At 24.7% G+C, this 12,267-nt stretch carries 12 protein-coding genes; 5 read left to right on the plus strand and 7 right to left on the minus strand.

Annotation, left to right across the window (positions count from 1 at the left end; genetic code table 11):
• Positions 1-371 (plus strand): cell wall-binding repeat-containing protein (locus tag IR151_RS02130; RefSeq protein ID WP_227432758.1); only part of this gene is annotated, 371 nt, incomplete at its 5' end.
• Between the two features lie 317 nt (positions 372-688).
• On the opposite strand, the gene IR151_RS02135 is transcribed toward IR151_RS02130, so the two are convergent.
• Together IR151_RS02135 and IR151_RS02140 are read right to left on the minus strand one after the other, a co-directional pair.
• A complete protein-coding gene (locus tag IR151_RS02135) occupies positions 689-1,000 on the minus strand; it encodes a hypothetical protein (RefSeq protein ID WP_227432760.1) in 312 nt (103 codons plus the stop codon).
• A gap of 28 nt (positions 1,001-1,028) precedes the next feature.
• Positions 1,029-2,015: a CPBP family intramembrane glutamic endopeptidase gene (locus tag IR151_RS02140; RefSeq protein ID WP_227432761.1), complete on the minus strand. Its 987-nt coding sequence runs from the start codon at positions 2,013-2,015 to the stop codon at positions 1,029-1,031.
• Between the two features lie 196 nt (positions 2,016-2,211).
• Between IR151_RS02140 and IR151_RS02145 the strand changes: the two genes are divergently transcribed.
• Positions 2,212-2,394 carry an HTH domain-containing protein gene (locus IR151_RS02145; RefSeq protein ID WP_227432763.1) on the plus strand — a complete coding sequence of 61 codons (183 nt, stop codon included), beginning with the start codon at positions 2,212-2,214 and terminating at the stop codon, positions 2,392-2,394.
• Positions 2,395-3,052: 658 nt separating this feature from the next.
• Here IR151_RS02145 and IR151_RS02150 read toward each other — a convergent pair.
• Complete coding sequence (locus IR151_RS02150) at positions 3,053-4,786, minus strand: sensor domain-containing diguanylate cyclase (protein ID WP_227432764.1); 1,734 nt, start codon at positions 4,784-4,786, stop codon at positions 3,053-3,055.
• Between the two features lie 413 nt (positions 4,787-5,199).
• Positions 5,200-7,434, minus strand: a complete 2,235-nt coding sequence (locus IR151_RS02155) for an EAL domain-containing protein (protein ID WP_227432765.1) — start codon at positions 7,432-7,434, stop codon at positions 5,200-5,202.
• 410 nt (positions 7,435-7,844) lie between these two features.
• Here IR151_RS02155 and IR151_RS02160 point away from each other — a divergent pair, with 410 nt between their 5' ends.
• Both IR151_RS02160 and IR151_RS02165 read left to right on the plus strand, forming a co-directional pair.
• On the plus strand, positions 7,845-8,654 hold the full coding sequence (locus IR151_RS02160; RefSeq protein WP_227432767.1) for a MerR family transcriptional regulator: 810 nt from the start codon (positions 7,845-7,847) through the stop codon (positions 8,652-8,654).
• A 440-nt stretch (positions 8,655-9,094) separates the two neighbouring features.
• A complete protein-coding gene (locus tag IR151_RS02165; RefSeq protein WP_227432768.1) occupies positions 9,095-9,778 on the plus strand; it encodes a hypothetical protein in 684 nt (227 codons plus the stop codon).
• Positions 9,779-9,821: 43 nt separating this feature from the next.
• On the opposite strand, the gene IR151_RS02170 is transcribed toward IR151_RS02165, so the two are convergent.
• The 3 genes from IR151_RS02170 to IR151_RS02180 all read right to left on the minus strand — a co-directional run bounded on the left by IR151_RS02170 (position 9,822) and on the right by IR151_RS02180 (position 11,628).
• The gene (locus tag IR151_RS02170) at positions 9,822-10,496 is read right to left on the minus strand and encodes an MgtC/SapB family protein (RefSeq protein ID WP_227432770.1); all 675 of its coding nucleotides are present in this window, start codon (positions 10,494-10,496) and stop codon (positions 9,822-9,824) included.
• A 220-nt stretch (positions 10,497-10,716) separates the two neighbouring features.
• A complete protein-coding gene (locus IR151_RS02175) occupies positions 10,717-11,271 on the minus strand; it encodes a cysteine hydrolase family protein (RefSeq protein ID WP_227432771.1) in 555 nt (184 codons plus the stop codon).
• Positions 11,272-11,349: 78 nt separating this feature from the next.
• Positions 11,350-11,628 carry a winged helix-turn-helix transcriptional regulator gene (locus IR151_RS02180; RefSeq protein WP_413927343.1) on the minus strand — a complete coding sequence of 93 codons (279 nt, stop codon included), beginning with the start codon at positions 11,626-11,628 and terminating at the stop codon, positions 11,350-11,352.
• A 312-nt stretch (positions 11,629-11,940) separates the two neighbouring features.
• Here IR151_RS02180 and IR151_RS20075 point away from each other — a divergent pair, with 312 nt between their 5' ends.
• Entirely contained in the window at positions 11,941-12,075 is a 135-nt protein-coding gene (locus IR151_RS20075) for a hypothetical protein (protein ID WP_255287760.1), read from the plus strand.
• Positions 12,076-12,267 lie beyond the last annotated feature (192 nt).

Here is a 12,267-nt window from a genome sequence, read left to right on the forward strand (position 1 = left end):
CATATGTAATAGGTGGAGAATCTTTATTTAATACTAAAGAAGTGAGTAATACATTACCATCTGTAACTAAAATAGCGGGTTCTGATAGAACAGAAACTAATTCAAAAGTAATAAATCATTTCTATAGAAAAGAGATACTTAATGACTTATATGTAGCTAAGAATGGAATGAATAAACAAGATGATTTAGTAGATGCTTTATCAGTAGGAGTACTTGCAGGCAAAACTGAATCTCCAGTAGTCTTAGTTGGAAATGGATTAGATAATAGCCAAAAAGAGTTAATCAAAAATAAAAAGTTCAAAAATATAACTCAAATTGGCGGGGATGGGAATGAGAAAGCATTTAGTGAAGTAGAAAACTTAGTTAAATAGACTAGAAGGTAGCAACTAGAGTTAGTTGTTACCTTCTTTTTATATATTTTCTTTCTATAAGTTTTTTATTTTCCATGTCATCCAACATTTGTAATGAAGTCATGCAATATATCTGGTATTCTTTAAACTCCATTGATTTTTTATTTGCTTTACCTAGAATAAGAATAAAGAAAATCAAGATAAAACTTTCAATGATAATAAAGTATATTTTTAATTTACTAATTATAATTACAAAAAAGGGTGTTAAAAATGCTACATACAAAGTAATATAAAATGAGGTTACAGGGTTATTTTTAGATTTCAAGGATGACTTAATTCTAGCCTTTTCTTATATTTTCAATAGAGTTCATTTCTTTCATATTATTATAAAATTTAAAACTATAATCATAATATTTTCTATATTTTTCTATATCAATTATTTCCTCTTTATGAATTTTTTTTAATTCATCCATATTATATCTCTCATTTTTAACAATTCTTTTTTTATCTATATTTCCATACATTGATTCTAATTTATTAAAATATTTTTCACTACAAAAAATAATTTTATATTTAATTAAGTATATTATTGTAGTTAATATTATAATTCCTATTCCAATAAGTATAAGATAGGTATTCCAAAAGTTCATATAGTATATCTCCTTTACATAATAATTTTTATGTGTTTTGCTTATATTCTTTTGTAAATAGAAATGGAACATAAAAAATTAAAATAAGTATGGATATTTCTAATATATCAGAATAAGTAATCGTTGAACCATAGGTAATACTAGAACCTGATATAAGAAAAGATGTATTATTTAAAGCGTGGATTATAGCACAAAACCATACATTTTTAGTCTTCATGTATACATATCCTAAAAATATTGAAATTCCAAATATATATATTGAGCGAGTTATTAAGCCTAATACTGGTGTTTCGGGTGTATATAATGTAAATATTAGAGGTAAATGCCACAAACTCCAACACATACTTAGTGCTAGAATACCAATTTTTTTACCAAATCTATCAAAAAAAATATCTTGCAAAAATCCTCTCCAACCATATTCTTCACCAAAAAAAGGGTATATAGAGAAGAATAACATCATAGAAGAGAATATATAATTAAAAATACCTTCATAGTTAGGTTGATTTCCTTGTATTATTAGGCTAAGTGATTCTGGAATAATTTTGGAAAATATGAAATAAAAAATTAATAAACAACCTACTTTAATATTTTTTATAGGAGACAAATCTTTTATACTGTCAGAATAAAGAATAATAGATAAACTACTTATAATAACCAATATAGTATTTAATGATTGAAATTGCTGATTATTTATTAAGTTTAATAATTCAATAATAAGTAAAAATAAGTAAATTAGAAAAAATAATATTATTAATGAATAAAATTTATATTTATCATTAGTCATTCCTTCTGTATAAAATTTTGCGATTGCAACTGAGGATAAGGGCAATATCATCATAAATAATCCGAAATTTTCTGGGTCAATAAACTTATTGAAATATAATAGAAAACCTAATAAATAAGTTAAACCAAAAGTTATAGAAAAAAATATTATAATCTGTATTTTATTTCTTTTTTCCTCGTTTTCAATATATTTTGGGTTTAATAAATCAATCCATTTTTCTTTTAACTTCAATAGAAAAACCTCCTTTAAGATATGACTTTTTTTAAATAATCGCAAAATTATATTATATTTAATTTTCCTAATCAAAGTATAGCAGTAGTATAAGTATAAAGAGTGTCTAAAAAATTACAAATACAAATTGATTTAATTTCAAATATAATATAACAAAAATAAATTAATAAAATTTTATTTAGAAGGGCTAATTTTTATGGAAATAAAAAAGATAGATAGTAATTATATAGAACATTTACTTAATAAATTAATCAATGAAGATAGCATCAATGAAAATATTTTATCCAATTTACTTGAAGTGGAAGTAGAAAAACTAAAAAATTATAAAAAGTATGAAAAAGAGCTAACAATAGATTTAGATACTTGGGTAAATGGGTAAGCTTAGCACTACAACTTGAATATACTATAAATGTTGATTCAGATTCTAGACTTAGAGGTATTTTAAGTTTATTAATTGATTTAAAGTAGTGCCTTCCTGAAATATCAAGTTTTTTGACATTTGGAAAAATCGCATTTCCATCTTTTGATGCCAAGAAAAAACTGTCAGTAAAAGGGGGATATTCTTTAAATTTTTTGTTTTCATAGTATTTTTATTCTTTAAGCATATGAAAGATGTTTTAAATAATTTCAGTATATCATCGAGATGACTTATAAACAATAACACAAATTAAAAATACATCTTATTAAATTGACAAATATTTTAACTTATACTATTGATTATAAAATTAGAAACTTATATATAACGAAATGTTTTTATACAAAAATATTTCGTTATATATAAAATATGTATAAGATTAAAAGATAGTATAAAAATCAGTAAAGAGGTCTATATGTTAACCTCAGAAAGTTTAATATATAAGTAGTAGTTAGAGGATTGGAGCATATAGTAAAGAAGTTGAATTATTAAAAATTATATTGATTGTAATAATTTAACTTGGGAAGAATTTACTGTTTACAGTGCTTCATTATAGCATTTATAAAAGTATATGTCTTATAAATTATATTTATATTAATATGGAATATGTTAAATAAATATATTATTCACATATTCTGTAACAATTTTTACCACTTGCTTTTGCTAAATACAAAGCTTCATCTGCTTTAGAAAATAAGTTTTTATATGATTTACTTGAATCTGTAGCAAAAGCAATACCAATACTTAATGTTATTTGATGATTGTTTTTTACTTTTATTTTGCTTACATCAGTTAAAATATCATTAATACTTTTTATTACAAAATCCTTTGTCAACGATTTCATAAATATCATAAACTCATCTCCGCCAATACGAGCAACTATATCCTTATCATCTGCATTTTGCATTAATATTTTTGAAACAGCAACTAAAACTTCATTTCCTTCTAAATGTCCAAAAGAATCATTTACAGTTTTAAAGTCATCAATGTCAATGACCATTAAAGCTTCACTATTTTTTTGTTTAGTATTGTTAAGATACTCATCTATAAAATTTTCTGATGCTTTTTGATTATAAAGCTGTGTTAATGGATCTCGTTGAGTTTGAGCAATTAATTTTTCTAATTTAGATTTGTCTTCAGTTATATCTTTCAAAACACCAATTGTTTTGATTGGATTATGATCACCATCATAAATAACTGAACATTGAACACGAATCCATCTCCATTCATCTTTAGTTAATGATTCTAACTGTCGTATTTCAATTGTTTCACGAAGATTTCCGCGAAGTACTTCTAATAATTTACCAATATCATCAAGATGAATGCTTTTTCCATCTTTCAATATGTTAGAATAATTTTTCGTTTCAAAATTTTCTAGTTCAATTTTTCGGTCTATTTCAACTCGTTGATATATCATAAAGTTATCGTTTTCAATGTCATATTCAAACATAATATCTGTAATGTTTTGTAAAGCAATGCGATAGCGTTCTCTCTCTAACTTTAATTCAGACTCTATATTTTTTAGTTGAGTGATATCTGTAATAATGCTATTAATTTTTACGATACCATCACTATTTAAGGATTTCATTCCAGAGTCTAATACCCACATTAATGTTCCATCTTTTTTACGTATTCTATATTCAGATGAATAGGTAGTGCCTTTTGCAAAACAACGTTGGCAATCTTCTAGTGCTTTAGGTAAATCTGGTGGGTATACAGCACCTACTGCAGAGCCACCACTCATTTCAATAAACTCATCGTATGTATATCCTAATATTTTGGGTAATCCTTCATTGACATAGAAGAATGAATATGTATCATCATCATTACTTCCTTTTAATCCACCATTGATATTATTGGTAATCATTTCAATTACTTCTGTTTTTTCCTTTAGTAATCTTTGCAAATAATCATAACTTTGTGTTCCTATTTTATTAGGGAAGAATTCATCAACTTGCATTTCACTATATGGATTTGATATGTGCATATGTCTCACCAATAACTGTCCATTATTTTCAATTATTTCAAATGTACAACGCTGACACACCTCTAAAATCATTTGGTCATTTTCTTTAGTACGAATAGTATATTTTCCTACTACAATACATCTATATTTATCTTCACTTACAACTTCAAATGTTTCATTATTCATATCACAAGAAGGGACTTCATTTTGACCAGCATAAAAATAGTCTTTTATTTCATTAAAAGAAGTGAGAAACTCTTGTTCTCCTGGACCAATCCAAGTAATATCTTTTGACAGATATCTTAATACCTCATTAATATCTCGATTTACATAAAAACTCATTAAAATATGTCTTACCAATTCAGGTGCTTTTTTTGAGAGTGTGCTCATGATATTCCCCTTTCTTAATATTATATAAATTAATTATATTATACATTAATGCTTTTAAATTAGAAAACTTTGTTGAACTATGACATTTCTATGAAATAAGAAAAATTTATGCAATATTTTAAGTAAAAGTAGGTTTTTTATATAAAAACTTATTTTATCTATGTTAACTCTGATTTATAGCATCAAATGATTTTATTATAAAAACACAAATAAATCAAAAATAGTTACTCTAAATAGCCTAGTGCCTTAAATTTAAATTAATTTTATTGCATTATATATTAACTTATAGCACATAGTGGGAATTTTATCATCAATTTGTCGAACGATTGTTATTAATTATACATAAATTGGAATTTTAATTTAATAAATCTATAACAGTATTTGTAATTTATTTATAGTTGAGACAGTTAAAATTAAATATCTATTAAATTTTTTATTTTATCAACATCGATATACATACCTTGTGCAATAGATCTTCCATCAATTGCAGAAAGATTACATTGTTTATACATAACTGTAACAATCTGACCATTACGTTTTATAAATCTGTATAAAAAAGGATTAATATTATTTGTGTCAATCATTTCTAAACTTTTTTTATAAACAAAATCTAAATCATCTGGATGAACAATTGCTCTTAAGTTGCCACTCATTTCACCAAAAAATTGTTCTTTTGTATAACCTATAATATCAAACATTTCCTCATTCATATATGTAATAATCATATCACCAAGTAAATCATAGCGAATGATACCTACAGGTAGCATTGAATAAAATTGTGATAAAGTACTACTTTCATCGAGATGAGTGTTTGTCATTTTAGGTATTGAATATGATTCAAATTCATTTATATAACCAGCAGTTTTAATTAAATCTAAATGTATTTTTGTTAAGATTAATTTATTTTCTGAAATAATACAATTTGCACTAAAATAGAAATTACTATATTTTTGATAATCAGTAGTTTCATCAGATAAAACAGCTTCTCCACTAATTAGTAATGAATCTGAACCAACATCATGTGGAGTTATGCTTTTATAAAGAATAGAAAATTTTTTACCTTTGATATGTTTTTCAAAGTGTTCTATCACCTCAGAAAAAGATATAAGTTCTTTTTTGTTATAAAAATCAAACCATTTAATATTTTCAATAACATTTGCTCTTAGTTTTTGCATATCTTGCATAATAAAAAATGCATCAAAGATTTTTTCTATTAAAGATTTTCCTATATCAGAATATTTGATAAACATTTTATCTGAAGTATTTTTTTTAGATAGTAACCTTTCAAATTGCTTACATTCCATAGGTTTTGCATAATAAAAACCTTGAGCAATGTCACAGTTTATGCTTTTGATAAACTCTACTTGTTGTTTTGTTTCAACTCCTTCACATACTGTAAGCATACCAAGAGCTCTTGCAATATTTATTATAGAATACAAAATTGTTGTATTTTTGAAATCATTTAAGTCATGGGATAAAAATATTTTATCAATTTTTATTATATCCAAAGGGAGATTTTGCAACATACCAAAGGATGAATATCCAGAGCCAAAATCATCTATTGATACAGAAAAACCAAAAGAACGTAATTCGTTTAGTTGTTGAATAATTGTATTTGTATCTTCTATTAATATATTTTCTGTAATTTCAATACTAAAATTTGATGTAGATATACTGTATTTCTCAGTAATATTTTTTAAAGTACTTGGAAAATTAGGGTTAAAAAAGTGAAGACGAGAAAAATTACAACAAATTGATACAAAAACATCATTGTTATCAATCCATCTTCTTATATTTCTACAGTTTTCTTCAAATAAATATAAATCTAATTCTATTATAAGTCCAGAGTGTTCAAATAAAGATATAAATTTATCTGGAGTGAGAAGCCCTTTAAGAGGATGTCTCCAGCGTGCAAGTGCTTCACATCCAACTATAGTATTACTTTTTATGTTATAAAGTGGTTGGTAAAATACCTCAATTTGTTTATCCAATAAAGCATATGATATTTCTGATAAAAATTCTTTATCACTTTCTAATTTATTATAAAAATTATTATCATTAAAATCAAATGAAATGTATCTATTTTTACCTTCACTTTTAGCTTTTTTTAAAGCACTATATACTTGATTTAAAAGTATTAAAGTAGTTACATCTGATTTCCCATTCCAAACTGTACTACCAATACTAAATGTAACATTAGAATAGACTTCTTTTTCATTAGGAAGTTGTATTTTTAATTCCCTAGCAGATTTTATAATAGATGTTCCCATATCATCTAATTTTTCCTTTGATATATTTGGGATAGCAATCAAAAATCCTTCTCCTTTTAAATGGCCAACTATTCCTTTAGATTCTGGAACATAATACAATAGTTTTTGAATGAGATTAATTAATAAATTTTCTCCAACTAGGTATCCGTATATATCATTGAATAATTTAAAATTATCAATATTTAATAACATAATTCCAATAGAAGTATTTTTTGAAATACAATTATCAATATATTGATATATACATTTTCTATTTGGCATTTTAGTAAAAAAATCTATTTCGTTTGAGACTTTTAATTTACAATTTCTTTTCTCTAAATCTTTAGACAATAGTTCTACTTTTTTATTTAACATTTTTATATAATCATAATTTGGCATAGCATTCCTCCATAAGATACTTTGATTTTTTGATACTAACTGTGTTTATATTAAAAATATTTAAATGTTAATTAATATTTGAACAATATACTGAAATAATATATCAATATTATTAAATTTATAAAGGTATATTTTGGAAATAAAAAATATCATATAAAAACATAATGGCATAGATGTAAATACAAAGTCAAATATATCTTTTGAAAAGCGTAGAGTCAGAAACATCATAATCAATATTATAATAGAATAATGAACAAAATATAGATATATTTAGATAGTTAACAAAATACAATTTATTTTTGAAAACTTGTTTTAGACGATTTTTTAGTATATTCTAAAATAGAATTAGGGAAATAGACGAGTTATTTATTTTTAAGAAAAAATATAATTATGGAGGTCTTTATATATAAATGAAAGATTATTATAAAATAGGAGAAATATCTAAAATATATGGTATAGGAAGAGATTCTTTAATGTACTATGAAGAAATAGGAATTCTAAAACCATTTAGAGATACCAATGGATATAGAATGTATAATATATCTGATATATGGAAATTGAATTTGATAAAAGAATTTAGAAGTTTGAATTTTCCAATGAAAAAGATAAAAGAATATTTAGACGATAGAAGTATAGAATCTACAAAAACTATATTAAATGAAGAACTTGATTTAATTGACAAAAAGATGCTTGAACTTGTAAGTCACAAGGAAAATATCATAACAAGATTAAGTTCAATTGAAAGTGTGATTCAAAATACTAAAATAGATGAGATAGAAGTTGTATATATAGAAAAAAGAAAAGCCTTAGAATTAAATGCTGATATAGAAAGAGATGAGGATTTTGATTTCTTAATTCAAAAGCTTCAAAAAGAATATGAAGACAGATTTAATATACTTGGAAATAATAATATTGGTTCTGCTTTTTCTATTGAAGCAATCAATAATGGTATCTTTAATGAGTTTAAGTCTGTATTTTGTTTTTTGGAAGATAATGAGGAGATATATAATATAGTTTTTGATGAAGGGTACTATGTAACATTAAATTATACTGGAAGTAACTCTAATAATAAAATATATATGGAAAAAGTATTTAGATTTATAGAAGAAAATAATTATAAAATAAATGCTGCGCCAATAGAGATATATAAAATAGATATACATGAAACTGGAATTGTAGATGAATTTGTAACTGAAATTCAAGTTCCTGTAAATAAATAGCTAAATTTTAATAAACTAGACAATAAATAACATAAAAAAATGTAAATTTGCCACCAATTTGCCACTTTATTATAAAATCGGTGGCAAATTGTATTTTAAGAACTTCTAAAATATTTACTGTTTCATTTCCATTCTATGTGTGACATAAGAATAAGTCTTAATTATGTTTTATATTGGTTAAAGTATAAGTAGATAGTGTTTAGATTGAAAATTAGTAATAATTATCTTTATACCCAATTAACAATATATAATTTTGATTTTCGACAACATTTATTATTTGTTTACTATATAATTTAATTAATAATGTATAAACAGGGGGATATAGGATGAAAATTAAGGGATTATTAAAAATTAACATCAATATTTATCAGACTTAAATCTTATTAGATTGATAGTCATGGATGATAAAGTAGTTAACTTATTGTTTTGGAGGGGAATTTATGTTTGAGAAGTTTAAAGTATTAAAAAGTTGGCAAAAGATATTAATTGTTATTATAGGAATTTTATTATTACCATTAACATTATTATTATTGTCTATTCTATTTTTAGTAAAAAGTATAAATAAAAATAGTAATAAAATAGTGAAAACATTAAAAGTTGTTATAAGCCTATTTGTAGTGTTTATACTCTTAATGTTCAATTGGGTATGGTGGGGAGCAACGTTTAAAGTAGCAACGGAACCTAACTTAAATGAGCAACAGGAAATAAAAAGAAAAGAAGAACAGGATACAAAAGACAAGGAAGTAAAAGAAAAACAAGAATTAAAAGCAAAAGAAGAAAAAGATAACTTAGAGAAACAAAAGAAAAAAGAGTTAGAAGAAAAGAAAAAACAAGAGGAGTTAGAGTTAGCTCAGAAAGAAAAAGAAGAAAAGGAAAAAGCAGAAAAACTTGATAAAGAAAGCGTCGACAAGTCAACTGAAAACGTTCAAGTTCAAAATCCTAAAACTGAAGAATCAAATCCAAACAACCAAAAAACATCTGAAACTGTATATGCAAATGGAGGAAAATCTAAATCAAATAAATATCATTCTTCTCCTACTGCACATAATATGGAAGGTGCAATTTCAATGAGTAGAGAAGAAGCAGAAGCAAATGGATATGTAGCTTGTAAAATATGTTATTAGTAACAAAGAAATAGACTAGTGTTTAGCTAGTCTATTTTTTATATTATATCTCTAAAGATTCTATAAGAGGATTATCACTAAACAACTTTAACAGATTTGTCTTTTTATATCCTTTGGGTAATTTAGTATAGATAATTACTTCTAGCCAATCTCCATCAATGCGTTTAATATTCATATTTATAATTTCAATTTTAGACTGCTTAAATTTTTCTTCAATATATGAGATTGAATCAGTGCTGTTAGAAATTTTGAGAGAGACCTGCTCTGCTGTAGGGAGTTTCATCCATTTCCTATCTCTATGAAGTAGTATTTGCGTGATAACGATAATAATGCTTGAAACAATACCAAGTAAGTATAATCCACAACCAATTGCAAGCCCTGTACCTGCTGTCGCCCATATACCAGCAGCTGTAGTAAGTCCACTCACTGATTGATTTCTGATAAATATCAATCCAGCTCCTAAAAAACCTATCCCACTGACAACCTGTGCTGCAACACGGGCAGGGTCTAAACCAATACCTGGAGTACCTACTACATCATCAAACCCATATTTAGAAACAATGATTATAAGTGCTGATCCTAGTGCTACTATAAAATGAGTTCGGATTCCAGCTTCTTTTAGCCTATTCTTTCTTTCATATCCAATCAAAGCTCCACATAAACCAGCAATAATGATTCTTGCTATATATTCAAATTGAATAAGTATATGATTATTCATCTATTTAGCACCCCCTTTTATGTAATATTATATATACTATAACACTACATTTTTTATGTGGATATAGTAACATTTGAAAATTATATGATTGTTGCACCTAAATCTAAAATCAGAAAAAGTATTTTATATATATAAAAATACTAGAAGGGATATATAAGATTATATGATTAAAGAGCAAACTTAAATTAATTAAGTTTGCTCTTTATAATGGTAAATATTTTTATTTACAATAATTAGACAAAAAAATGTCTGTATTTTTTATATCTGCAAAACTAGATTGTAAGGATGCCATAAATACTTGATGTACAATTTCAGCATTAATCTCTTTGTCATCCCAAAATAAATTTTTTGTTGTGCAAGCATCGCTTATAAGCGTAATATCGTATCCAAGTTTCTTTGCTGTTCTTACACTTGTATCAATACACATATGACTCATCATTCCACAAATCACTAATTTATCTATGTTTTTTTCTTCAAGACAACTTTGTAAACGTGTTTTAAAAAAACTATCTGGTGTATTTTTAATGATAATTTCTTCATTCTCAAGTGGAAAAACATTTTTATTTATTTTTGCACCATAAGTGTCGGGGAGAAAGAATGATGAAGTTGAACTCATTGATATATGCTGTATATGAATAATTGGTAAGTTATTTTTTCTAAAGAGTGTCAGTATTTTTTTAGCATTTTCAGCAGTTTTTTCTGTATTAAATAATTCACATTTCCCATTTTTAAAATAATCATTTTGAATATCAATTAAAATTAAAGCTATAGACATATTTATACCTCCTTATATATTTTAATTATAATACTGCTAAATGAAATGTAAATTACTTACTTTTTGGTATGTATAGAATTATTTATTATAACAGATTCCTTTATTGTGTAAAAATTCTTGTTGTCCATGTTCAAGCATATATTCTATACCTATTTCTTGCATTATCTCTACAGCTTGTAGCATTTTTTTGCCACGATTGGTAAGAAAATATTCAGTATGTAATGGATATCCAGTTGAACTGATTTTATCAACAATACCAAATTCTCTAAGTTCTTTTAATTGTTGGATTAACATTTTTTGACTTATTCCATCTATACTATGCTCTAAGTTAGAGAATGTTTTATTACATTGTCTCAACTTGAATACAATTATAGTCTTCCATTTACCTTTAATGATATCATGTACAATTTCAAGAGGGCATGTATATTCATCTCTTATTTTTATAATATATCACCTCCATAAAATGATAATAAATTATATCACTGTTTTTATAATATGACAAATCTATATGAAGTATATATAAAATTTGTGTTTTATTAAGTTCTAAATTTCTTCTAATATAGTTCACACTTAGTACACAAATAGTTAGTAATATATAAGTAAGTAATATATTTGATACAAATTAAATAATTTTAAAATAATTTATGATAATTTAGAGGAGGAAAATATATGAATATATCAAGAAAAGCTATGAGAATAATAGAATTAGCACAAAGGATTGCAACCAAGAGAGGTATCTCAGTAGAAGAAGCCTGGGATGAGGCATTAAAAGAATATAAACAGAAATACCAACATATTGCATAGAAATTTAAAAATATAGTCCAATTTTGTAAAGTAGAAAATATAATATAATCACTGATTGATTTTTCTGAAAAAATTATAAATTTACAAATTTAAATTATTTACAAAAATTTAGAATATTTAGTAGAAGTTAATAACTTTAAATGATACTATAAATTATAAGGTATATCATTATTAACACAAAAGGAGGATGTA

This window comes from Clostridioides sp. ES-S-0006-03 (genome assembly GCF_020662275.1).
In the GTDB taxonomy this organism is placed as follows: domain Bacteria; phylum Bacillota; class Clostridia; order Peptostreptococcales; family Peptostreptococcaceae; genus Clostridioides.

Coding starts and splice junctions, on each gene's coding strand:
- IR151_RS02135 (WP_227432760.1), bottom strand. CDS start 1,000: ATGAACTTTTGGAATACCTATCTTATACTTATTGGAATAGGAATTATA.
- IR151_RS02175 (WP_227432771.1), bottom strand. CDS start 11,271: ATGTCTATAGCTTTAATTTTAATTGATATTCAAAATGATTATTTTAAA.
- IR151_RS02160 (WP_227432767.1), top strand. CDS start 7,845: ATGAAAGATTATTATAAAATAGGAGAAATATCTAAAATATATGGTATA.
- IR151_RS02150 (WP_227432764.1), bottom strand. CDS start 4,786: ATGAGCACACTCTCAAAAAAAGCACCTGAATTGGTAAGACATATTTTA.
- IR151_RS20075 (WP_255287760.1), top strand. CDS start 11,941: ATGAATATATCAAGAAAAGCTATGAGAATAATAGAATTAGCACAAAGG.
- IR151_RS02145 (WP_227432763.1), top strand. CDS start 2,212: ATGGAAATAAAAAAGATAGATAGTAATTATATAGAACATTTACTTAAT.
- IR151_RS02170 (WP_227432770.1), bottom strand. CDS start 10,496: ATGAATAATCATATACTTATTCAATTTGAATATATAGCAAGAATCATT.
- IR151_RS02165 (WP_227432768.1), top strand. CDS start 9,095: ATGTTTGAGAAGTTTAAAGTATTAAAAAGTTGGCAAAAGATATTAATT.
- IR151_RS02155 (WP_227432765.1), bottom strand. CDS start 7,434: ATGCCAAATTATGATTATATAAAAATGTTAAATAAAAAAGTAGAACTA.